Source organism: Paeniglutamicibacter sp. ZC-3 (genome assembly GCF_025847175.2).
Taxonomy (GTDB): domain Bacteria; phylum Actinomycetota; class Actinomycetes; order Actinomycetales; family Micrococcaceae; genus Paeniglutamicibacter; species Paeniglutamicibacter sulfureus.
On sequence record NZ_JAOYTG010000001.1, the window covers coordinates 469,801 to 493,339 of the forward strand.

A 23,539-nucleotide genomic window follows, 5' to 3' on the forward strand; every position below is an offset into this window, starting at 1 on the left:
AACCCGTCGCACCATGAAAATCCCACGCACCCTCGCCATGTCCCTTGCCGCCGCCGCCGCCCTCGCCCTGGCAGGCTGCTCCTCCACCGAGGCCCCTGCCTCGGCCGACCCCGGGTCGTTCTGCCCCACCGGCGAACTGAAGTTCGGCATCGAGCCCTTCGAGGACCCGGCCAAGCTCGAACCCGCCTACAAGGTGCTCGCCGCCGCCCTGGGCAAGGAACTGGACTGCAAGGTCGAGGTCCAGGTGGTCGAGGACTACGCGGCCCAGGTGCTCTCGATGCGCAACGGCAAACTCGACATCGGACAGTTCGGTCCCATGGGCTTCGTCTTCGCCTCCACCAAGGCCAACGCCGAGCCGCTGGTTTCCTTCGGCACCGCAGACGGGAAGCTCTCCTCCTACACCGCCGGCATCTGGGTTCCCAAGGATTCCGCGATCAAGGCCATCGATGACTTGCGCGGCAAGGACCTCGCCCTGGGCTCGGTCGGCTCCACCAGCGGGGATGTGCTGCCCCGCTTTGGCTTGAAGAAGGCGGGCATCGCCGAGGACGAGCTGAACATGAACTATGCCGGCGGGCACCCCGAGGCATTGTTGGCCCTGACCAAGGGCACCGTCGACGCGACCCAGATCAACTCGCAGACCCTGGCCAGCGCCATAGATTCGGGCAACTTCGATCCGGCCGGATTCCGCCAGGTCTGGAAGAGCGAGGCCATCCCGAACGACCCCATCACGGTCTCCGCCGACGCCGACCCGGCTTTCAAGGCTGCGGTCAAGGACGCCCTGCTGAACCTGGCGCCCGCGGACATCGAGGCCGTCGGCAAGTTCCTTGACGTCACCCCGGCCGGGCCCCTGATCGAGGTCACCAAGGAAACCTACAACCCGCTGTTTGACCTGGCCGAGACCATGGGCCTGACCGAGAAGGACATCTAATGACCGCGTTACGGATGCCACATCGCGCCTTGCACCCCGCCGTTCCGGCCGGCGAGGAGATCATGCAGGTCAGGAACCTGACCAAGTCCTTTAGCGGGCGCACCGTCCTGGACGGGGTCGATTTCACCCTTGCCCGCGGCTCCATGCTGGCGTTCCTGGGCGCCAACGGCTCGGGCAAGTCCACCACGCTCAAGTGCATCATGGGCCTGGAAACCCCCGAGGCCGGATCCATCAAGCTGGACGGCACAGAGCTGTCCACGCTGCGCGGCACCGAACTGGCCAGGGCACGGTCCTCGGTGGCCATGGTCTTCCAGAAGATCCACTTGGTCCCGCGGCGCACGGCGTTGGAGAACGTGTGCGCCGGCGCCCTGGGCCGGCTCAGCGGCCCCGCCTCCGTCAGCCCGATGTTCTTCCCCCGCGAGCTGAAGGAAGAGGCCATGGCTGCCTTGGCCCGCGTCGGCATGGCCGATCGCGCCCACGAGAAGGCCGGCCGGCTCTCCGGCGGTCAGGCCCAGCGCGTGGCCGTGGCCCGCGCCCTGTGCCAGCGCGCCTCGGTGCTGCTGGCCGACGAGCCGGTCTCCGCGCTCGACCCGCGCGCCGCCGAGGAAGTCATGGCCCTGCTGGCCGAACTGGCCCACGCGGAGAACCTGGCGGTCGCGACGGTCCTGCACCAGCCGGACCTGGCCCTGCGCCACGCGGACAACGTCATTGGACTGGTCAACGGCCGCATCGAATACTCCGGGGACATCTCCGGACTCGACGCCTCCATGCAGTCCCGCCTCTACACCCCGAATCGAGCAGCGGCATGAGCACGCAGGTCCCCTCCCTTTCAGTCCCCAAGGTCCCCAACGCCGGGTGGCGGATCACCTCGATCCTCACCGCCATCGCGGCGTTCATCGTCCTGCACGTTTTCGCGCTGCGCGGCACCGACTTCGAGGTGTCGGCACTGGTCACGGGCGCCGAGGGCATGGCCTCGTTCCTGGCCGACGCCTTCCCGCCGGACCTTGACTGGGAATCGGTCCTCGCCCCGGCACTGAAGGCGACCACCGTGACCCTGTGGATCGGGTTGCTGGGCACCACCCTTTCCATCCCAACGGCATTGTTGCTGGCGGTGTTCGCCTCGCGGACCACCACGCCGCACCGGCTCGTCTACCAGCTCTCCCGCGCAGTCCTCTCCTTCTTCCGGGCGGTGCCGGACATCGTCTTCGCGCTGATCTTCGTCACCGCGGTGGGACTTGGCCCCTTTGCCGGCGTGCTCGCGTTGATCTGCCACAACACCGGCGTCATGGGAAAACTGTGGGCGGAGTCTATGGAGGAAACCGATTCCGGCCCCCAACAGGCGTTGGCAACCGCCGGAGCCTCGCGGTTCCAGCAGGTCACCCATGCCGCGCTGCCCATGGCACTGGGCCAGTTCGTGGGATTGCTGCTGTACCGCTTCGACGTGAACGTCCGTTCCTCGCTGGTCTTGGGACTGGTCGGGGCCGGCGGCATCGGGTTGCTGATCAACCAGTCCATCAAGTCGTTCCGCTTCGATGCGATGGCCACCCAGATCGTGGTGGTCCTGGTGCTGATCATCCTTGTCGACCAGCTCTCCTCGTTTATCAGGCGGAAGCTGGAAGTCTAGCTGGGCCAAGCCCGGAACGCTGGATCGCTAGACTGAAATACCAAGTCGAATACGAATTACGGAGCGTCATCGATGAATCGCGGCGTTCTTGCCTCCCTGGCGGCCTCTGGACTGTTCGCAGCCATCTTCCTCATTTCCGGTTCCCTGAAGGACATCGGACACACGGAGGTCTACGGGTGGCGAATCGTGCTGACCCTGCTGATAGTTGCCCCGTTCTATGCGCTGGTTCCGGGCCGCCGGGTCCAAATGGTTGCCTTGCTCGGGCGCATCAAGGCCAGACCCGGCCTGCTGGTTTACGGAGCCGTTGCCAGCTCGCTGGTGGGCGTCCAGCTCTGGCTCTTCATGTATGCGCCCATGAACGGGTTCGCTTTGGCGACGTCGCTCGGCTACTTCCTGCTCCCCCTGGTCATGGTGGTGGTGGGCCGGGCGGCCTTTGCCGAGCGGCTGTCCCGGGGACAGAAAATCGCCGTCGCCCTGGCAGTCCTCGGCGTGGGCCACCAAGTGGTCTTCGCCGGCGGCCTGGCCTGGCCCACCTTGCTGATTTGCCTCGGGTATCCCGTGTATTTTGCGGCACGGCGAGCCGCGCGCTTTGAATCCAATGCCGCCTTCACGCTCGAGATCCTGTTCCTCACGCCGCTGGCCGTCTATTTCATCCTCACCGGAGTCCGCGGGCCCGAGGCGGCCATCGTTCCAGTGCTGTCCATCGGGGTGTTGGGTGCCTTGGCAATGTTCCTCTACCTGGGTGCCGCCTCCATGCTTTCCCTTTCGCTTTTCGGGTTGCTCAGCTACGTCGAACCGGTGTTGCTCCTGGTGGCCGCCGTTGCCATGGGCGAGCATCTCTTTCTCCGTGACGCATTCACCTACGCACCCATAGTCCTGGCCCTGGTCATCTTGGCCGCCGACGGATTTCGGTCCGCACGTTCCATGCGCAGGGGAACCTAGGAAGTAAGGTGGGAAATGACCATGCCAGCCTCGCCGGAAGCAGGTGGATTCCCCAGTGGACCAGACACAGAGCAGTGAACTCGAACTACGCAGGGATTCCTGGCTCTATGCCATAAAGCGAACGGTACGGGAGTTTTCCCGGGACGGGGCCACTGACCTTGCGGCCGCGCTGACCTATTATTCGGTGCTTTCAATGGTTCCAGGGATACTGGCATTGCTCTCGATGCTCTCCTTGATCAGCAGCGGACCCGAGACCAGGGATTTTATGGTCCAGACCATCAGCCAGATCAGCACCTCCGAGATGGGCACCAACGCCGAAACCCTGCTGATCCAGCTCGGGCAACAGACCGGGGCCGGCTGGACGTTGATTGCCGGTTTGCTGGTGGCCCTGTGGTCGGCCTCGGCCTACGTGGGCGCATTCGGCAGGGCCCTGAACCGCACCTATTCCACCGCCGAAGGCCGTCCCCTGTGGAAGCTGCGGCCCCAGATGTACCTGTTGACCTTGGTGATCCTGTGTCTGGCGGTGGTGGCCATTGCCATCCTGGTCCTTTCGGGACCCGTGGCCGAGGGAATCGGCTCCGTGTTGGGCCTCGGCGAGGCGACGCTCTTGGCGTGGAACATCGCCAAATGGCCGGTGCTCGTGCTGATTGCGGTGCTCATGGTCGCACTGCTCTACCATTTCACCCCGAACGTCAGGCAGCCCAGGTTTCGCTGGATCAGTGCCGGGTCCCTGGGTGCCTTGGTGATCCTGGCTATCAGTACCTCGGGATTCTTCTTCTACGTGGTGAACTTCAGCAAGTACCAAAGCGCCTACGGCGCCCTGGGAGGCGTGATCATTCTGCTGTTGTGGATCTGGCTGGCAAATATCTCGCTGCTGCTGGGTTCCGAACTTGACGCCGAAGTCGAACGAGTCCGGGAATTGCGCGCAGGTCTGGCTGTGGAGGATGAACTGGCGTTGCCAACCCGCGACGACACGGGAATCGCCAAGGCGCAATTGGCCCTGCTTGATGACCATGAAGAGGCGCGTGCCCTGCGGGTTCGCGCGGGCGGGGAGGCGCACCCCGGCGCCGAATTGCCAGGTCCGAGAGTGCCCTGGGGACTGCTGTCAGCGGCCGCCGGCACCATCGGGGCATATCTGGTGGGCAGACGCCACGGTGCCGACCGCTAAGGGCGCACTGCTAGGAATGCCCCAACACGTGACGCAAAGCCGATTCCAGATCCGGATGCCTGAACAGGTAGCCGCTGTCCTCGACCTTGCGGCCGGAGACGAGCTGGTCGGCGAACGCCAGTTCCTCGGCACCCTGCTTGCCCAGCAGTAGCCTGGGCCCGAATGCGGGGACCGGTATGCGGGCGGGCCGGCGCAAAACCTTGCCCAGGATCTGCGCATAATCCTTGGCCTGCACCGGGTGCGGAGCGACCGCGTTGACGGGTCCGACCAGCGAATCGGTCAACAGCGCATGGGCATAGATGCCGACCACGTCGTCGATGCTGATCCAGGACTGCCAGGCCTCCGATCCCAGGGGCCCTCCCAGGCCCAGGGCGTAGAGTGGCAGCATCCGTTGCAGGACACCGGTGGCCGGCGACTGCACCAGGCCGGTACGCACATTGACGACGCGCACTCCAGCCTCGCGAGCGGGCGAACATGCGTCTTCCCAGGCCGCGCAGACCTCCGCGAGGAAATCCTTTCCGGGTTCGGCTTCCTCCCCCAGCGGAACAGCCCGCCCTGCGGCGTGAGGATTCGCCCCATAAATGCCAATGCCCGAGGCCACGATGAGGCTGCGCTGCTTCCCGTCGTTGGCGAGGGATGCCAACGCGCGGGCCAGCAGACCGGTTCCCAGCACGCGCGAGGAGCGGATTTCCTCCTTGGCACTTGCAGTGAACCTTCCGCCAATGGTGTGTCCTGCCAGGTTCACCACGGCATCGACATCGAGCAGTTCCTCGGCGTCGAGCACCGCGTGATCCGGCGCCCAGAAGATCGTGTCTTCGCCGGTGGCCGCGTGCCGGTCGCGCACCAGTCGCTTGACGCGGTGCCCGCCACCGCCCAGCAGGGCGCAAAGCTGGGTGCCGATCAGGCCGGAGGCACCGGCCACGGCAATCGTCAGTGGCTTGGCGTCATGACTTGTGTGGAAGGCCAGGTCCGCCCTGAGCATCCGTTCCCGGTACCGGAAGACCTGGATGAGTTCGTGTTTGAAGGCCCGCTCGGCGATCTTGTGTGCGCGGCCCCGGGGAAGCCTGCCCAGGAGCGGGAGCTCGTACTCCACGACGTCGCGCATCATGGTGCCGCGGTTCTGCCCGTCGCCGTCGTCGGTGAATAGGTGCTGGTGTTCCCAGCGGGCCAGCGGCCCTGACTCCATGATGTCGGTGAAATCGTGCCCGGGGTTGAGGGAAATGTGCTTGGCATGCCACGGGATTTCGGCGCGCACCCGGCCGGGAAGTCCCAGCGCCTGGGCCCCGGCGGCGACGGCGGCGGCAAGGCCGGTGCCCAGTGTCCCCGGTGCCGCCACATCCATGACGGCCCGCGATCCCACGGCAATTCCCTTGTCCGGTTCCTGCCTGATTGAACCGCTAAACGGAGCCGAAAGCCGGGGCAATGCGCCGGGTCGCTCAAACCAGCGGAAAACCGTTTCCCGCGGGTAGGGCAGGTGGGTCGTGTATTCAAAGATTGCCATGGCTGTGTGCATCCCTTATCTCGCGGCGGTTCCCCCTTCTACCCACACTAGGCGAAAGTTATGCCCCGCAGCAGATTCCTTGAGGGCGGCGCAGCCTTTTGTCACCGGCCAAAGTGTCTGTGTCGTGTTGTTGAATGTACTTATCGACCCAGTCTGAAGGGAGCGGTGACCATGCGCATTGGCATGCCCGCCTATCCAACCCTCATGGAGCTGCGCACCGCCGGGTGGACGCTGGAACAAATATCCAGGGCCTATGAGGTGGACGAACCTGATATCCAGAGGGCACTTGCGTTGCATTTCATCCACAGACAGCCCGCCGGCCGGTGGCCCGTCCTGGGCGCAACATCCAAACCGCGGCCTGCATGATCGACATTGCCGTACGGGGTGGCCAGTGAGACTAACGCTCCGCATCCCGCGGCCCACCCATGCCGTCCAACCGCCTCGGTCGATGGGGAGAAAAATGACCCGACGCTAGCGCAGCATCAAAGCGATCATCCAGCCCGCAATCAACACCGAGCCGCCAATCACGACGGTGAAGCCAAAAAGCCAAAACCAGGCCGGCAACCAACTTCGCGTGGCAAGGATGTAGGCGTCCGAAGAGGCGACCAATCCGCGCCGGCGGGTGTGTACGCCAATGACCTTGAACAGGTCTCGCACCGATCCGACCAAGAGCATCAGGCCCAGTCCAAGCACTACCCAGGCGATGGCCCTGACGGGGGTGTAGACCACCAGCAGCTGGGCTGCCAGCGCAGAGCAAAGCGCCACCGCGATGCCCGCCCAATTGCGCAGGAAGATCAGCGAACCCAGCAGGACGAGGGCGCCGATGGAAAGTGCTGCGGAAGCATGGCCGTAATACGTCGATGCGACCAGTGCCATGCCCACCACCGCAGGTGTCGGGTACCCCCAGAAGCCGCTGAACACCGCGGAGAATCCCGGTTTGCCGCTACTGGCCAATTCCCCCGAATGATCCAGCCGGATCTTCAATCCGTGGATGAATCTTCCTGTCAGCAACGCAGCAAAAGCATGGCCCAGTTCGTGCACGAATGTCACGTACAGCCCAAAAATCCGCCAGGTTGCCCGCGGCACGGTCAGCAGCACGCACAAGGCAGCCAGGCCCAGCAACGGCCAAGGGGTCAGTGTCAACGGATCGCTGCTGTTGAAGCCCGCGAGCACCGCTTGCCACCACCGCTCAATGATTTCCATTCAGCCAGCCTATGTCTTGCCCCGCGCACCGATTGCACCAGCCGCGTTGGGGATGGTATCCCAACCTGTCTCACAGCCAATGCACAACTGACGTTTATACCGTTGATTCCTCAACTAACAATTTTCACCGGGCTTGAAGGGCGGCATGTGCATGAAGCGATTCATCGGACTGCTGCTTGCCCTGGCCTTGATGCTGCCTCTGGGTCAATCCCTGGGTTCCGATCCCAAGGGGTCCGCGTCCCCGATTCAAGCAAATACGGCACAGACGGCCGGAACATGGCATTGCCCGACGGATTCGCCCACCCAGCACCTGTGCGAACCGATCGTGGACCCCCAGCTAAACGTCGCCCAGATTGCACCGCGCCCCGACACCTCGGGAGCCTATGGCGCTGCGCCGGCAGGCCCGGCTACACATGGCCACATGTCGGACCAGCAGCAGGCACGGGCACCGGATTTGCACGAACTCTCCATTTCCCGAACGTAGAAAACGGCTTCCTCCTGCCGTCCGCGTGCCCGATTCCGGGTGCACCGCCTTCTTCGTTCCGAGGACCCACTATGTCCGAACCGAAAACTTCCCGCGCCCTGGTCATCGCCGTGGTGGCACTCATGCTGGCCATGGCCACCGGCGGCTGGATCCTGGGATCCGCCAATCCGCGCAGCAATTTACCCTCCGAGGCCTCCCCCGAGGCAGGCTTCTCCCGGGACATGCAAACGCACCACCACCAAGCGGTGCAGCTTTCCATGATCATTCGGGAAAATTCGACCAACCCTGCCGTGCGCTCGATGGCCTACGACATTGCGTTGACCCAGCAGCAGCAATCGGGCCAGATGTTTGCCTGGCTTGAGACCTGGGGCCTGGCCCAAACCGGTGAATCCATGACGTGGATGAGCGACCTCCTCAACGAGGATGCCTCGCATGCCGGCCACGGGAGCGTCGCCCCCGGCGAACCCCAGACCATGGCCTCCATGGGCATGGCCAGCGAGGCCGACATCCAAAAGCTCACCGCCGCGCGGGGCGAGACCGCCGACCGTCAGTTCCTGACTCTGATGATCGCCCACCACAAGGGCGGCGTCGAAATGGCCGAGGCCTACCTGCAACGCGGCGACAACGCCATGGTCGCCGCCTTCGCCACCAAGATCACCAAGACCCAAGAGGCCGAAATAGCGGCCCTGAACCAGCTGCTTTCACAGCTGAGCTAAAGGACGACTTCCCATGAACAAACGCGCAGAAGCCCAAATGGTCCTAGCCAAGGCAAAAGCCAAGGAAAAACGAACCAAGCTGTTGACAGTGGCGTTGATCGCGGCCGCCGCACTGGCCATCGTCATCCCCACCAGCGTGGTACTCAGCGGTGCCGCCCAGGAAAAATCTGCCGCAACCGCAGCCGCCGCCGCCCCCATTGACGGAGTCAAGACCTACGAGGTGGCCTCGGCCAATCACGTCGATACAACGGTCGCCTACGACCAGAAGCCCGGAGTGGGCGGGGACCACAATCCAGTCTGGCTCAATTGTGGGATCTATGAGGCTCCGGTCCCGGAAAACAATGCTGTTCATTCGATGGAACACGGCGCCGTATGGATCACCTACGACGGGGCCAGCGATGCGGAAGTCACGGCCTTGGAGGAAGCCGTGGGAGAGAAGACCTACCTCATCCTGAGCCCCTTCCCGGAACAGGGAGAGAAGATCAAGCTCACGGCCTGGGGAGAACAGCTCAGCGTCGATTCCCCGGACGACCCGCGCATCAAGACCTTCATCACGAAATACCGCCAGGGCCCGCAGACCCTCGAGCCCGGCGCCCCGTGCACCGGCGGCATCGGCGTCTAAGCTAGAAGGAAAAAGGAGAACACCAACCATGTCATTCCTGCCCTCGGCAATTGCCGGAACCGGACTCATCGGCGGCTTCGCCACCGCCCGCACCACGAAGAACCGCCCGCTGGGCGGCGCGGTGCTGGCCGCAGCGGGAACCGGTGCCTTCCTTCTGTGGAAAGCCAACGCCGGAACCCCGAGGGCAGCTGCCCTGGCTGGGCTCTACCTTGCAGCATTCGGGGCATCCCATCCGCTGGCCAAGAAGATCGGCGCCTGGCCCGCCGTCAATTCCGTCACCGCCGCAGTGATTCTCGCATCGCTGGTGGCCGGCCGGCGCAAGTAACCGCTCCGCGTTCCAACGCGTTCACGGCGGCTTTCCCGACGAATCCTGGTTCGGAAAGCCGCCGTGATTTGTCTTACCCGGGAAGCAATCGTTGCAGGAACGAGTCCGAATCGGGGACACGCGGCCACTACGATTAATGCAGGAAAGGGGCAAAACCTTGGGAACTCGCAAACCCTTCTTGATACTTGCATGCATGGCCGTCTTCGTGGGACTGCTGGGTCTGTCCGGCATGCCGCGCGCAGATGAGCCGCTGCCGCAAGCCTTCGCTGTTCCAGCCGGCGTAAACCACAACACCTTCATGGTCGCCGGGGACTCGATCACGGCAGCGGGAAGCCGCAAGGTGGCCGTCGGCCACGTCGGCGAAGCCTCCTGGGTGAGGTACGTCAACACACCCGGGACGCCCGCCACCCTGGCATGGACCGGCGGCTGGGCTCTGGGCGGTGCCCAAAGCGGGGACATGGCCGTGGCCCTGCGTGCCGGAAGCGCGGATTCCCTGGTCATCCTGGCCGGCACCAACGACCTCGCGCACGGCAACAGCCACACAATGATCGGAGAGAACCTGGCGCGCATCGCCCGCATCGTACGGGCACCCATGGTTCTGCTGAGCAGCATTCCTCCCCGCGACGACGCCGTTGCGGCAACGGTGGCCTACAACGAATTCCTGAAAACCTTCGCCGGCGAGCGCGGCTGGACATACGTGGACGCGTCGGCCGGATTGCGCAGCGAGGCGAACACCTTCATTGAGGGACTCAGCGACGACGGGGTGCACCCCAATGTCGAGGGCGCCAAGATCCTCGGTGCTGCCATCGGACAGGCCCTGACCACCAAGCCCATGCAGGCCATCGCGGACACGGCGGGCGTCGAACCCCTAGGCTAGGAGTCATGCGCTCCCCCATCGACAGCTACCTCGCGGACCTCCATGCAGAGCTTCTGGATCTCACGGCAGGCACCCCCTACCAGGGCATCCCGGCGATGGCCGACGCCGATCCCTCGAAGTTCGCCATTGCCATGGCCACCGTCGACGGCCACGTGTACCGGATCGGGGATGCCGACCTGGAATTCTCCATCCAATCCATTTCCAAGCCGTTCTCCTACGCGTTGGCGCTGGACGACATCGGGCTGGACGCGGTGGATACGAAGATCGATGTGGAACCCAGCGGAGACGCGTTCAACGAGATCTCGCTGGCTCGGGGCAGCGGGCGCCCGGCCAACGCCATGATCAATGCCGGGGCCATTGCCACGGTTTCGCTGATCAGGAACACCGATGCCCCGCGCTTCGAGCGCATCCTGGAACACTTCTCGACGGCCGCCGGGCGACGCCTGGAATTAAGCGATTCCATCTTCGCCTCCGAGGCGCTCACCGGACACCGCAACCGCGCACTGGCCTACCTGCTGCGTTCCTTCGACATCATCGAGACCGATCCAAGCCCGGTGCTGGAGGACTACTTCCGCGCCTGCTCGGTCATGGTCAACACCCAGGACTTGGCCATGATGGCAGCGACGCTGGCCAATGGCGGCACCCAGCCGCGCACCGGGGTTCAGGTCATGAGCAAGGAAGCGGTCCAGCGCACCCTGTCGGTCATGACAACCTGCGGCATGTATGACGATGCCGGAGCATGGATCTCCGCCGTGGGGCTGCCCGCCAAGTCGGGAGTCGGCGGCGGGCTGATTGCCGTGCTTCCTGGCCAGGTGGGACTGGCCATCTACTCCCCCGCCTTGGACCTCCACGGTTCCTCCGTGCGCGGGGTCGCCGCCAGCGAACGCATCAGCGCCGACATGGGGATGCACTTCGTGCGCGCCGCCCGCCTGGGCCGCTCGGTGATCCGCGACCACTTCGACATCACCGATGCCCCGTCCTACACCCGCTACACCGATGCCGCCAGCAAGCTGTTGGCCGAGTACGGGGAACGGGCGCACATCGTGGAGCTGGCCGGCGACTTGCTCTTCGCCGGCACCGAGTCCATGGTGCGCGAAGTCAGCGAACTGGATCCTTCCGTGGAACTGGTGATCCTGGATCTGCGCCGGGTCGACGACATCGATCGCATTGCGGTGGAGATGATCCACCAGCTCGGCCGGGAACTGGAGGCGGAGGGCCGCACCATGGTGTTGGTCCAGGAAAAAATCTTCGAGCCGCTGGAGTCGCTGCGTTGCTTTCCCAGCCGCAATGACGCGGTGGAATGGGCAGAGACCACGTTGCTGCAGCGCTACGGGGGCGACGACCTGGTGCCCAGCGAGGTCTCGGTCTGCGACTTCGCTGCGCTGGCGCCGCTGGACGCCGTGGACATCGACCTGCTCGAATCCCTGATGGAGGAATCCCGGATCGAGGACGGACGCATTATTCGCCGGCCCGGCCAGGAATTCGGTGGCGTCTACTTCATCCTCAAGGGCAAGGTGGTCACCTCGACCCTGCAAAACGGCAAGCCGGTGCGGCACGCGACGCTTTCGGCGGGCATGACCTTCGGCGAGATCGCCCTGGGCGGTGAGGGCGAACAAACCACCCGCGTCACGGCCGTGGGCAGGCTGCACCTAAAGGTGCTCTCGGCCGCGTCGATCGCCACGCTGGAGGCCGATGACCCGGGAACTGCCTTGCGCTTCTGGAAGGCCGTCGCCCGCGATGCCTACACCCGGGTCGAGGCGAACATCAAGGACTCGAACTTCCCGCTGCACTGACGGTTTCAGGTCCGCGAAAGGCCCTCCCGGGACGGATACGGAACCCGCCTTTCCTTGTTATCTATCTAACTATTCAGCCATCCGTCAGCAACCCACGACGTAGTAGCCGCCATTCATTCCATCGACCAGGACCTTCAACTCCTGGCCACCCAACCTCCCGGCCAACAACCAATTCGGCTTCCAAATTTTCTCGTGGCTCTGGATTTCCCGGATCTTCGAGTTGTGGCCCAACTTCATCTTTCGCAGCGAGGCGGTGGCCACCAGGCGCCGCGAACGCAACCTGGCGTCCTCGAAGGTGATGCTGTTCCACAACGGGTCCTCGACTCGGTCGCTGCCGGCCCCGCTACGCCGGAGCTCCGGCCACGGATCGGTAATGAAAGTCTTGCCGGTCAGTCGGTCCACTAGGGTGTGGATCCTGGATTCCATCTTCGTGCGTGGAAGTGCCATCGCGTGAACGAACCCGGCAAACGGGTGGTACGAAAGTGTTGCCGAGTCGACCTCGAAAGTGGCCGCTTTAGCCCGCACCGAGGCGGAGGCCTGTTCCCGGGTCAACAGAGCGGGGAACTCCATCTCGGTCACTGGCTGCGCCCGGCGATCTCGGCCTGCGCGGCCAAGGTCTGGTCCTGACCCAGCATCAGGGAGGTGGGGATCGGGCCAAGCTTGGCCGTCTCGTCCAGCGCACGCGCGATCGCTTCCGGTACAGGGCTGCTGGTTTGCGTGGCCAGGGATCCGACCATCATTGCAACGGTTGAGCACACGATGCCCACGACCATCGGGTCCAACCCGGTGTCGGCCGCCATGCCCGCAATTTCCCAGCCCACGGCCGTCACGGTGCCGGCGAGCATCGAGGAGATCGCACCAACAGTGTTGGCCTTCTTCCACCAGACGGCGCAGATGTAGGCGGGGACGAAGGCACTGCCCAGCACAGTCGTGGAGAAGATCACGATCTCCGCCACTGCTGGCGGGTCGAAAGCGGCAATGACGTAGCCGATCACGGCCAGCAGCAGCACGATGATTCGTGAAACCCAGACCATCTGCCCGTCATTCATCTTCCGGTTGACGAAGCGGGCATAAAGGTCCTGGCTGGCGATCGTGCCGGCCTGCAGCAGCAACGCGTCGGCGGTCGACATGATCGCCGCCATGATCGCGGCCATCACGATGCCGACGGCGAAGGACGGGAGCACGGCCTCGGCCACGGCAAAGACAGCCATTTCCTTGTTCGCCAAGGTCGGGACAAGCAGCAGGGCGAACATGCCGACCAGATACGGGCCGGGGATGAACGCCAGGTTGAAGAGCAGCGAGTATGCGCCGGCACGGCGGGCAACGCTTGGACGCTTCATCGCCATGTGACTTACCACCACGTGCGGCCAGCCCATGTATCCAATCGAGAAGATCAGCAGGGCACCAAGGATGATGCCCCATTGCCCTTCGAAAGCCAGGCCCTTGCCCCACATGGTCAACATCGTGGGATCGATTTCGCCGATGCCCTTGTTGCCGGCGGTGAACCCGCCAACAGCATTGAGAGTGCCGATCAGGATCCACATCATTCCGATGAGCATGATGATGGCCTGGACGAAGTCGGTGTAAGCCACCGCAAGGTAGCCGCCGAGGAAGGTGTAAAGCACGATGACGCCAATGGCCACCGCCAATGCGACGGGATAGGAGACACCCGAGACCATTTCCAGGCCGCGCCCGCCGGCAATGAACTGGGCCAAGACGTAGAAGAAGATGCAGAACAACGCAATGGGTGCTGCGATGGCACGGGTCCACTTGGAGGGGTAGCGGTGCTCAAGGTACTCGATCGAGGTGATCGACCCCAGGATCTGCGAGAGCTTGCGCATGCGCCGGCCCAGCACGGAGAGATTCAGCACGCCGCCGCCGAGGTCGCCCAAGGCGTACCACATGCCGAAGTAGCCCTGCGAGTAGCCCAACGAACCGGCGCCCATGAACATGTATCCGGACATGGAGGAACTTTGCAGGCGCAGGGCAGTGACACCCGGGCCCAGGCTGCGTCCACCCAACAGGTATTCCTCAGCTCCTGCGCTACTCCGACGCATGACCCATACTCCGATGCCGGCCATGGCCAAGAAATAGACAACCAGGAACACCAACTCAATTTTCAAGGTCCACCTCCACGTCCTCGGCCTTCCAGCCCCTGGAAAGCCACATGAAGCCCACGGTATACAAGACCCAGAAGGCCGGTACCCCCAAGATCACCGCGGTCGTAAATGCTGGTAATCCAAACACTGCGCCACATCCTTTTCGTCTTGCAGCGACACCAAGGAACACAAAGTGCCCTGCGTCACATAGTCTCTAGTGAAATGAAGTCTGACACGAAAAGAGTGAGGAAAATTCAGACGTTTGCATCGAATCCGGCACGGAACCGGACGAAATGTCCGGACCACGGCGCGCTGACCGTCCGGGACGCCCTTGAACTGCCCGAAATGCTCGCCGGTCGCCCCGAGGTGGTGGCCGGAGCACACGCCCTGGACACCCAAATCAGGTGGGTCCACGTCCTTGAATCCTCCACGGTCATGGATTTCCTTTCCGGCGGGGAACTGGTGCTGAGCACCGCCGTGGGCTGGGGCGATGACATTGATTTCCAGCACTACGTCCGTTCGCTGGTGGCATCCGGGATTGCCGGGCTGGTTCTGGAACTGGGCAGCAGCTACCGGCAGATCCCGCAGGGGCTGGCCAAGGCCTGTGAACAACACCGCCTGCCGCTCATCGCTTTGCACCAACGCACCAGGTTCATCACCATCACCGAGGCCGTCCACCGTTCCCTGCTCTCCGAGCAAATGCACGCGTTGCAGGCGCGGGACGCGGTCAGCAGCCACTTCAGCGAGCTGATGGATATCGGCTCCCCGGTACAGCACATCGTTGCCGAAGTTTCCAGGATCCTGGGGGCAACGGTCGTGCTGGAGGATCTGGCACACCAGGTGGTCTCGCATGCGCGTGGCCCCGAGCAGGACGATGGCTTCCTCAAGAACTGGCGGGTAAAATCACGTCTTGCACTCGAGCACTCCGCCGACGGCCGGGCTTCCACGCTGGTACGGGCCCGGGGAAAACAGTGGGGCAGGATCGTAGTCTTGGGTCGCCCGGAGCACCCGTCCGGCACTGGCTTTGTCTTGGCGCAGGCGGCGACGGCGCTGTCCATGGAGTTGCTGGGCCAACATCATGCCGACTACTGGACCAAGGTCTCGCACAAGCGGCTTCTGGAGAAGCTTCTGGACCGCCAACTGTCGAACTGGAAGGAGCTCGAGCACGAATTCGAGGCGGCCGGGTTCGAGTTTAGCGGGCGGAAGGTGCTGGGACTGGCCATCGAACTACCAGACACGGGGGACGAACCCGGTTCCCACGGGGTTCATGCCGAAATGGACTCCCTGCGCTCGGCGGCCGCCTCACTCGGCCTGGATGTCCTGTGTGCAGCGCGCCAATCCACAGTCCCAGTGATCCTTGCCGCGCTGTCCTTCCGGGCCTCGGCGAATGACCAGCAGGCTACGCTCACCGAACTGCTCAAACGCCAGCGTGTGGAATCCATAGAACCGGTGCGCGCCACGGCAGGTACATCCTCCACCAACATGCAGGGGCTACTTGTCTCCCTTGAAGAAGCCATCGCGTTGCTTTCCCTGGACAGTGGCCCGGAGGCCACCCGCGTCATCGCCCGGCCCCGGTCCCGGGAACTGGCGCTGCTGCTGCACTCGATGCGCGCCGAACCTTCCACCCGGGGATTCCCCGAGCGCATCCTGGGCCCGGTGCTGCTGCATGATGCCCGCACTGGATCGGATCTGTTGCGCACCTTGCTCGCATACCTCAAACACCCGACGAACCGGACGTTGGCCGCAGCAGAAAGCCACCTTTCACGTTCGGTCTTCTACCAGCGTCTGGCGCTGATCGAGGAACTTCTCGGCCGACGGCTGGATGACGGACAGGAGCTTGCCACGCTCCAGGTCGCGGCAATGATCCACCGGCAATCAGGCATCGCCTGAGCGTGGGCCCCTGAACACGCGGCCGTGACCCGGTTCGAACCGATAACGCGACAGGACCTACGCTTGGTTCCATGAGCAAGGAATTGACTATCCCCTGGGAAGCCGGAAGCCTGACCGCACTGCTAGACGCGGCGCAGCACCCCGACGCGTTCCTTCTGCTTGCGCACGGCTCCGGGGCAGGCATAGACCACGATTTCATGTCCGGGTATGCCAGTGCCGTCGCCGAGGCAGGCATCTCGGTGTTGCGGTTCAACTTCCCGTACATGGATGCGGGCAAGAAATTTCCGGACCGTGCACCCGTTGCTGTCGCGGTGTGGAAGCAGGTGCGCTCGTGGGTCGGCTCGAACCTGTCGGGGGAACTTCCGGTGTTCGCCGCCGGCAAGTCATTTGGCGGTCGCATGGCCTCCATGGCCGTCGCCGACGGCATGGACACCCAGGCCCTGATCTTTCTGGGCTACCCCTTGCATGCCCCGAAGAAGGAAGACAAACTTCGCGACGAACACCTCTACCCGTTGCAGGTGCCGATGCTTTTCCTCGAAGGCACCCGCGACCCCTTCGCCAACCAGGAACTCATGACCCGCGTGGTCTCCAACCTCAACCCGGCCAGCGAAGTGGTTTGGTTCGAAGGCGGAGACCACTCCTTCAGGGTCGCCCGCTCCGGGCGCACGGTATCCGAGGACGGTGCGGGGCTCTCCCAGGCCACCGCGGCCTTCATCCTCAGGCAGCTTTCCAAGGACTGATTCGGCAAGCACGGTCCTTGGCACCGCCCACGGATGCCGGCGCGGGCATGCCCATCATCAATGTGGAAACATGGTGGGTATGTCCCGGACCCTGCCTGCAACGAGAAAGTGGACACCTTCCACGCAATGACCAACCCCGGCAAAACCTCCGCGTCCCTGTTGGGCATCCTGGCGCTGCTCAGCGCCATTGCGCCCTTCGCCATCGACATGTACCTCCCGGCGTTCCCGCAGATGATGTCGGAGCTGGACACCAGCGCCACCTCTGTGCAGCTCACCCTGACCACCTTCATGCTGGGCCTGGCAACGGGACAATTGGTGATCGGTCCGCTTTCGGACCAGTTCGGCCGCCGCAGGCCACTGTTGCTGGGCACGGTGGCCTGCCTTGCGGCAAGCGCCCTGTGCGCGCTGGCGCCAACCGTCGAGTGGCTCATTGCCATGCGCTTCGTCCAGGGCTTCAGCGGCGCCGCCAGCGTGGTCCTGGCCAGGGCCGTCATCACTGACATCGCCCGCGGCGTCAATGCCGCCAGGATGTTCTCGATCATGATGACCGTAGGCGGCATCGCCCCGGTCCTCGCCCCGCTCCTGGGCAGCGGAATCATTCAGGGTTTCGGCTGGCGCGGCGTGTTCTGGGTGCTGGCGGGACTGAACCTGCTGATGATCATCGGCGCCGCCTTCCTGGTCCGCGAATCGCTGCCGCCCGAGCGCCGCAGCGCCGGCGGGCTCAAGGTACTGGGTTCCAACGCCGGGCAGGTGCTGCGAAACAAGCCCTACCTCGGCTTCACACTCACGTTCGCCTTCGCCATGACTGCGATGTTCGCCTACATCGCAGCCTCCCCCTTCGTCCTGCAGAACATCATCGGACTGGGAAGCACCACCTACTCATTGGCTTTCGGAGCCAATGCACTCGGCCTGACAGCCGCCAGCATTGTTTCGGCCAGATTGGTCACCCGGGCCGGCCCGAAGCGGCTGACCTATATAGGGGTCGGAAGCCTGCTGGCCGGCAGCGCGGCACTGCTGTGCATCATCGTCTTCGCCGGCACCCCGGCGATCCCTACGATGCTGTTGCTCTTTGTCACGGTCTCGGCGCTGGGCCTTGTGCTGGGAAATGCCTCGGCGTTGGCCACCGCGCAGGTCACCCGGTTTGCCGGCACCGGCTCGGCGATTCTCGGCGCCTTGCAGTTCACGCTCGCGGCCATCGCCTCCCCGATCGTGGGCATGGCCGGCGAGCACAGCGCGGTGCCGATGGCCGCCGCCATGTTGGTCTCGGCCGGTATTTCCGCGCTGTTCTTGTGCACCATGACCCGCGGCGCCTCGATGCAGCCGGAGGAAGACGGAAACGAAAAATCCGCGGTGTCCGCCCCCGGCGTCAAGTAGGCCAGGGCGCACGCCGCTCCTCACCGGAACCGAAATGACAGAGGGTCGGTGCTAGGTTCAAAGACAAGCCAAGGCAAAGGAGCACCCGTCCCGTGTTTTTCCTCGATCAGGACCTGATCTACTCCGCATCCGACCTCGTGGTGGCGGCAAACTGCGAATTCGCCTCGCTGAGCAAACTCGACGAACGCCTGGGGCGCAGCGACAAGGCCGACTTCGGACCCGATGAAATGCTCGACCGCACCGCGGTGCTTGGCGACGCCCATGAACACAAGGTCCTGGAAGAGCTGCGCGCACAATTCGGCGACTACGACCCATCCACCGGCCGCGGCGTCAAGATGCTCGCCGCCGGAGTCCGCGGGGATCGGGCCTCGCTGGAGCAGGCGCACGAGGAAACGCACCAGGCGCTGCTCAAGGGCGCCGACGTGGTGTTCCAGGCGACCTTCTTCGACGGGGAATTCGTCGGCTTTGCCGACTTCCTGGTCCGTGAACCGGACGGCTCCTACGCGGTGTGGGACACCAAGTTGGCCCGCCACGCCCGCGTCACGGCCCTGCTCCAGCTGGCTGCCTACGGCGACCAGCTCATCACCGCCGGAATCCCGGTCGCCGCAAAGACCACCCTGGTGCTCGGGGACAAGACGCATTCGGTGCACCAGATGCATGAGCTGCTTCCGGTGTTCAAGGAGCGCCGGGCCCGTTTCAAGGCGTTGACCTCCGCCCATCGGTCGGGAACAAACCCCGTCATCTGGGGCCAGGACGGCATCGGCGCGTGCGGACGCTGCGATTACTGCGCCGAGCAGGTGGCCAAGCACCGCGACCTGCTGCTGGTCGCCGGCATGAGCACCGTCAAGCGCAGGAAGCTCATGGAAGCCGGAATCACCACCATTGACGAGCTCGCCGCAGGCAACACCAAGGCACGCGATCCGCACCACAAGCTTGCCGAACAGGCACGCATGCAGGTCGGGCTCGGAACCAGCGACGGAACCATCGGCGGGGTTGCCTACAAGGTCAATGGAACCCAAACCATTTCCCGGCTCCCGGAACCCAACACCGGGGACATCTTCTTTGACTTCGAAGGCGATCCGCTGTGGCAGGATCCTTTTGACGAGTCCTGGGGACTGGAATACCTCTTCGGCGTCATCGAGATCGATACGGCCGAGCCGGTGTTCAAACCCTTCTGGGCGCATTCCCGGGCCGAGGAGCGCAAGGCCTTCACCGACTTCGTCGCCTACGTCGAGGCGCGTCGAGCGGTCTTCCCCCAGATGAAGATCTACCACTATGCGCCCTATGAGAAGAGCGCCCTTCGGAACCTCTCGCTGCGCCACGTGGTCGCCGAGGACACCATCGACCAGTGGCTGCGCGATGGGCTGCTGGTGGACCTCTACGACACCGTCCGCCACTCGCTGTTGATCTCCGAGCGCTCCTATTCGATCAAGAAGCTCGAGCCGCTCTACATGGGCGAGCACTTGCGCGGCGGGGACGTCAAGGACGCAGGCGCCTCCGTCGTCGCCTACGCCAAGTACACCGAGCAGCTGGGCGTTGAAGATGCCGAGGCCGGACGGATCCTGGAATCCATCCGCGACTACAACGAATACGATTGCCTCTCCACGTTGCGGCTGCGCGACTGGCTGCTGGGCCTGGTCCCGCACGAAACACGCGCCGAATGGGTGGACGAGACCCCCCTTCCCGGCGTCGACGACGTCGAGCCCAGCGCTGAGGAAATCGCGCTGCGCGAGTACCTCGAATCACTCCCTCAGGACCGCTCACTGGATGACGACGAGCGCGCCATTGCCATGGTCGCCGCCGCCACCGGCTACCACCGGCGCGAGGCCAAGCAGTTCTGGTGGGAGCACTTCGACCGGCTCGATGCACCTTTCGATTCGTGGGCCGAGACCCGCAACGTGTTCGTTGTCGACGAGGCAAGAGTGCTCGAGGACTGGCACAAGGCAAGCACCAGGGCCAGGGTTGAATCCCGTGTCACCGAGCTGAGCGGCACCATGGCCGAAGGTTCGGACTTCAAGGTCGGCTCGAGCTGGTTTGCCATGTACTCCCAGCCGTTGCCCCCCGAACTCGAACCGAGCATGGCCGGGCGGGCGGGGCTGTTTAACGCCGTGGTGAACGAGAACGACGAACGATTCGTCATCACCGAAAAATCCAACACCAAGGTCCCGCCGTTCGGCACCCTGCCCGTGGCGCTGACCCCGGACCAGCCGATCAACACCACCTCATTGCGTGATGCACTGGCCGAGCTGGCCCGCACCGTCGGCGGTGCGCTGCCTTCCCTGCCCAGACACCCGGGGATCGACATCCTGCGCAAGTCCGCACCGCGCTTCAAGACACTTTCCACCCCGCCGGTGCCCACCATCGTCAACGGGCACCCCAACATCGTGGGTGCCATCATTGAGGCCTTGGGTGACCTCGACCATTCCTATCTTGCCGTCCAGGGACCCCCCGGCACCGGCAAGACCTACGTGGCATCCCACGTCATCGCGGCCCTGGTGAAACAGGGATGGAAGGTCGGTGTGGTGGCCCAGTCCCACTCGGTGGTGGACAACGTGCTGACCAAGGCCATCACCAGCGCCGGGGTGCATCCGGAGCAGGTCGCCAAGAAGCTGAAGGCCGGGGACAAAACCGAGGTCCCGTGGTCCGGCACCACCGACGACGCGGTTGAGGATCTGCTGAACTCGGACCAGGGGGCACTGATTGGAGGCACCGCGTGGACCATGACCGGCAAGCGGGTCCCCGAGGGCTCCCTGGACCTGTTGGTCATCGACGAGGCCGGGCAGTATTCGCTGGCCAACACGCTGGCGGTCTCCCGTGCCGCCACCCGCCTGCTCCTGCTGGGTGACCCGCAGCAGCTGCCGCAGGTCACCCAGGGTTCGCACCCGCAGCCGGTGGACGAGTCCGCGCTGGGCTGGCTCAGCGCCGGGCACCCCACGCTGCCCGAGGAGCTGGGCTACTTCCTTGCCGATTCGTGGCGCATGCACCCGGAGCTGTGTGCCAAGGTCTCGGCGCTGAGCTACGAGTCCAAGCTGCATTCGGCCTCCGCGGCCGCACAGCGTTCGCTCTCGCAGGTCCCCGCCGGGGTGTCCACCGTCCTGGTGGAGCACCGCGGAAACACCACCCAATCCGTGGAGGAAGCCCACGAGGTCATCAACCAGGTGCGCGCCCACATGGGATTGTCCTGGATTGGAGGCGAGGCAGAGTCCCCGAGGCCGCTATTGGCAAAGGACGTCCTGGTGGTCGCGGCCTACAACGCGCAGGTGAACCTGCTGCGCGCCGAGCTCGACGCGGCAGGGTTGGAAGACGTGAAGGTCGGCACCGTCGACAAGTTCCAGGGGCAGGAGGCGCCGGTGGTCATTGTCTCCATGGCGTGCTCCTCGGCAGATGACGCGGCCCGCGGCATCGACTTCCTGCTGAACCGCAACCGGATCAATGTGGCAGTCTCGCGCGGACAATGGCGGGCGGTCATCGTGCGCTCCCCCGCGCTGACGCAGTTCCTGCCATCCACTCCCGCTGCCTTCGCACAGCTCGGGGCGTTCCTGGCCCTGGGGTCCTGAGCCAGCCGGCCGACCACCCCCGGCGGCACCCCCAGGGATTCATGTCCGGTTCGCCGGTGGGACACGTCCGTTGGAGAAGATTGGGCATGACCAATTCACATGCACCGCTGGACAGCCGCATTTTCGCCACCCAGCCTGTCGCCGTGCGCGCGTTGGCCGAAGAATTGCGACGCAGCCCCCGTGCGTCCGCGGCCATGTGCACTCCCTTGGCGTCCACCCGCATCGGAGCACGCCCACCGCTTCCGGGCCAGCGCCACCAAGACGGCGTCATGCACCCGAACCGAGAGGCCGGAACGGCGGGCGTCGAGGCAAACACCTGCTCTCCGAGCATGACGAAGTGATGCGCGGTGATGGGCGCTCGGTCGGCGTCGCATGCTAGAAATGAACCCATGACTACGCGTGTACTGGCAGGCAAGAACGTCAATCCCCTGGGCTTCGGGGCCATGAACATCGCCCATGGATACTCGGATTTCCCCACCGACCGGGAAGCCGGGCGGCTGCTGCACGACGTGCTGGATGCCGGGGTCGACCACCTTGACACAGCAACCTTGTACGGCGGGCACCGCAGCGAAAACCTCATTGGCCAGCACCTGAAACAGCGCCGGGGCGAGTACCTGCTGGCTTCCAAGGGCGGGCTGGCCCTGGTCGATGGCCGCGGGCAGATCGACGGACGCCCCGAAACTCTCCGCGCCCAGGTCGACGCCTCGCTGCAGCGCCTGCAGACGGAGCACATCGACCTCTATTACCTGCACCGGCTCGACCCCAAGGTCCCGATCCAGGAATCGGTCGGCGCGCTGGCCGAGGCCGTGGCCCAGGGGAAGATCGGCGGCATCGGGCTCTCCGAAGTTTCGGTCGCCACGCTGCGCATCGCGCACGAGGTGCACCCGATTGCCGCGGTGCAAAACGAATACTCGCTGGCCACCCGCAACCCGGAGCTGGGCATGGTGGAGGCCTGCGCCGAGCTGGGGACGGCGTTGGTGGCATTCTCCCCGCTCTACCGGGGCTTCCTTTCGGGCAACCTGCGTGGCATCGACGCGCTGGCCGACGGCGACATGCGGCATCACATGCCACGCTTCAGCGAGGAAAACTACCCGCACAACCTAGAGCTGGTCGACCGCCTCGCACGATTGGCGACACGCCTGGGGACCACCGCCGCCGCGCTCTCGTTGGCCTGGGTGCTGGCGCAGGGCGAGCATGTCCATGCCATCCCTGGAACCAAGAACCCCGGCCACTTCGCCGAGAACCTCGGTGCACTCCGGCTGTCGCTTTCCCCCGCCGAGCTGGCGGAGGCCGGGGAGATCATCAACCAGTCCACGATTGCCGGGGCGCGATACAACGTCCACCAGCAAAAGACCATCGACAGCGAGGAATTCCAGGACGTCAGGTAGGCAAGACCGACTACTTCGACTTGGGCCGCCTGGGGTCGATGATCTTCTGCGCCTGGGCCCCTTCGATTCCGGCCAGGGCCGTGGTCGCAGCCGCATAGTCGTAGCCCGCCGCCAGCTTGGTCGCCCGTTCGATGCGATCCGTCCCGGTCGGGCCTTCCTGTTCCTGACTGGGGAGAACCATGACGCACCAGGAAAGGACCAGTCCCGAGGCTGCCAGCAGTGCGAGCGTCGTTGCCGACCGACAACGCGGTTTCATCACTTTTCCCTCGCAAATAGCCCAGGCATGAAGGAAAAACCATCCACCGGCC

Annotated in this window: 22 protein-coding genes; 17 read left to right on the plus strand and 5 right to left on the minus strand. The window is 64.5% G+C overall.

Annotated features, from left to right (window positions below; all coding sequences use genetic code 11):
* Positions 1–13: 13 nt before the first annotated feature.
* The 5 genes from OIU93_RS02100 (at position 14) to OIU93_RS02120 (ending at position 4,662) form a co-directional block, all read left to right on the plus strand.
* Positions 14–928, plus strand: a complete 915-nt coding sequence (locus OIU93_RS02100) for a phosphate/phosphite/phosphonate ABC transporter substrate-binding protein (protein ID WP_264268392.1) — start codon at positions 14–16, stop codon at positions 926–928.
* Positions 928–1,737 carry a phosphonate ABC transporter ATP-binding protein gene (locus tag OIU93_RS02105; protein ID WP_264268393.1) on the plus strand — a complete coding sequence of 270 codons (810 nt, stop codon included), beginning with the start codon at positions 928–930 and terminating at the stop codon, positions 1,735–1,737. The genes OIU93_RS02100 and OIU93_RS02105 overlap by 1 nt, the downstream gene beginning before the upstream one ends.
* Positions 1,734–2,552 (plus strand): phosphonate ABC transporter, permease protein PhnE, encoded by an 819-nt coding sequence (gene phnE, locus OIU93_RS02110; RefSeq protein WP_264268394.1) that lies wholly within the window; start codon positions 1,734–1,736, stop codon positions 2,550–2,552. The genes OIU93_RS02105 and phnE overlap by 4 nt, the downstream gene beginning before the upstream one ends.
* A 72-nt stretch (positions 2,553–2,624) precedes the next feature.
* Entirely contained in the window at positions 2,625–3,494 is an 870-nt protein-coding gene (gene rarD, locus OIU93_RS02115; RefSeq protein WP_264268395.1) for an EamA family transporter RarD, read from the plus strand.
* 55 nt (positions 3,495–3,549) lie between these two features.
* A complete protein-coding gene (locus OIU93_RS02120) occupies positions 3,550–4,662 on the plus strand; it encodes a YihY/virulence factor BrkB family protein (protein ID WP_264268396.1) in 1,113 nt (370 codons plus the stop codon).
* 10 nt (positions 4,663–4,672) lie between these two features.
* Here the strand turns inward: OIU93_RS02120 and OIU93_RS02125 are convergent, their stop codons facing one another.
* Both OIU93_RS02125 and OIU93_RS02130 read right to left on the minus strand, forming a co-directional pair.
* A complete protein-coding gene (locus OIU93_RS02125; RefSeq protein ID WP_264268397.1) occupies positions 4,673–6,163 on the minus strand; it encodes a TIGR01777 family oxidoreductase in 1,491 nt (496 codons plus the stop codon).
* 471 nt (positions 6,164–6,634) lie between these two features.
* Entirely contained in the window at positions 6,635–7,366 is a 732-nt protein-coding gene (locus tag OIU93_RS02130; RefSeq protein WP_264268398.1) for a M50 family metallopeptidase, read from the minus strand.
* A gap of 151 nt (positions 7,367–7,517) precedes the next feature.
* Between OIU93_RS02130 and OIU93_RS02135 the strand changes: the two genes are divergently transcribed.
* From OIU93_RS02135 to glsA, 6 genes are all read left to right on the plus strand, one after another.
* Entirely contained in the window at positions 7,518–7,850 is a 333-nt protein-coding gene (locus tag OIU93_RS02135; protein WP_264268399.1) for a hypothetical protein, read from the plus strand.
* A 71-nt stretch (positions 7,851–7,921) separates the two neighbouring features.
* Complete coding sequence (locus OIU93_RS02140) at positions 7,922–8,566, plus strand: DUF305 domain-containing protein (RefSeq protein ID WP_264268400.1); 645 nt, start codon at positions 7,922–7,924, stop codon at positions 8,564–8,566.
* 13 nt (positions 8,567–8,579) lie between these two features.
* A complete protein-coding gene (locus tag OIU93_RS02145; RefSeq protein WP_264268401.1) occupies positions 8,580–9,188 on the plus strand; it encodes a DUF3105 domain-containing protein in 609 nt (202 codons plus the stop codon).
* Positions 9,189–9,216: 28 nt separating this feature from the next.
* Positions 9,217–9,513: a hypothetical protein gene (locus tag OIU93_RS02150; protein WP_264268402.1), complete on the plus strand. Its 297-nt coding sequence runs from the start codon at positions 9,217–9,219 to the stop codon at positions 9,511–9,513.
* Positions 9,514–9,706: 193 nt separating this feature from the next.
* Positions 9,707–10,390, plus strand: a complete 684-nt coding sequence (locus tag OIU93_RS02155) for an SGNH/GDSL hydrolase family protein (protein ID WP_264268403.1) — start codon at positions 9,707–9,709, stop codon at positions 10,388–10,390.
* Positions 10,391–10,395: 5 nt separating this feature from the next.
* Positions 10,396–12,183: a glutaminase A gene (glsA, locus tag OIU93_RS02160; RefSeq protein ID WP_264268404.1), complete on the plus strand. Its 1,788-nt coding sequence runs from the start codon at positions 10,396–10,398 to the stop codon at positions 12,181–12,183.
* Between the two features lie 84 nt (positions 12,184–12,267).
* Here glsA and OIU93_RS02165 read toward each other — a convergent pair whose 3' ends face one another.
* A complete protein-coding gene (locus tag OIU93_RS02165) occupies positions 12,268–12,762 on the minus strand; it encodes a hypothetical protein (protein WP_264268405.1) in 495 nt (164 codons plus the stop codon).
* A complete protein-coding gene (locus tag OIU93_RS02170; protein ID WP_264268406.1) occupies positions 12,759–14,306 on the minus strand; it encodes a sodium/proline symporter in 1,548 nt (515 codons plus the stop codon). The genes OIU93_RS02165 and OIU93_RS02170 overlap by 4 nt, the downstream gene beginning before the upstream one ends.
* A 198-nt stretch (positions 14,307–14,504) precedes the next feature.
* Between OIU93_RS02170 and OIU93_RS02175 the strand changes: the two genes are divergently transcribed.
* From OIU93_RS02175 to OIU93_RS02200, 6 genes are all read left to right on the plus strand, one after another.
* On the plus strand, positions 14,505–16,172 hold the full coding sequence (locus OIU93_RS02175) for a PucR family transcriptional regulator (RefSeq protein WP_264268407.1): 1,668 nt from the start codon (positions 14,505–14,507) through the stop codon (positions 16,170–16,172).
* Between the two features lie 71 nt (positions 16,173–16,243).
* Positions 16,244–16,912: an alpha/beta family hydrolase gene (locus OIU93_RS02180; RefSeq protein ID WP_264268408.1), complete on the plus strand. Its 669-nt coding sequence runs from the start codon at positions 16,244–16,246 to the stop codon at positions 16,910–16,912.
* Positions 16,913–17,038: 126 nt separating this feature from the next.
* Positions 17,039–18,286, plus strand: a complete 1,248-nt coding sequence (locus tag OIU93_RS02185; RefSeq protein WP_264268409.1) for a multidrug effflux MFS transporter — start codon at positions 17,039–17,041, stop codon at positions 18,284–18,286.
* A gap of 92 nt (positions 18,287–18,378) precedes the next feature.
* Positions 18,379–21,843 (plus strand): bifunctional RecB family nuclease/DEAD/DEAH box helicase, encoded by a 3,465-nt coding sequence (locus OIU93_RS02190; protein ID WP_264268410.1) that lies wholly within the window; start codon positions 18,379–18,381, stop codon positions 21,841–21,843.
* 86 nt (positions 21,844–21,929) lie between these two features.
* Positions 21,930–22,184, plus strand: coding sequence for a hypothetical protein (locus OIU93_RS02195; protein ID WP_264268411.1), 255 nt, complete (start codon positions 21,930–21,932; stop codon positions 22,182–22,184).
* Between the two features lie 48 nt (positions 22,185–22,232).
* On the plus strand, positions 22,233–23,231 hold the full coding sequence (locus tag OIU93_RS02200; protein WP_264268412.1) for an aldo/keto reductase: 999 nt from the start codon (positions 22,233–22,235) through the stop codon (positions 23,229–23,231).
* A gap of 10 nt (positions 23,232–23,241) precedes the next feature.
* On the opposite strand, the gene OIU93_RS02205 is transcribed toward OIU93_RS02200, so the two are convergent.
* On the minus strand, positions 23,242–23,487 hold the full coding sequence (locus tag OIU93_RS02205; RefSeq protein ID WP_264268413.1) for a hypothetical protein: 246 nt from the start codon (positions 23,485–23,487) through the stop codon (positions 23,242–23,244).
* Between the last annotated feature and the right edge of the window lie 52 nt (positions 23,488–23,539).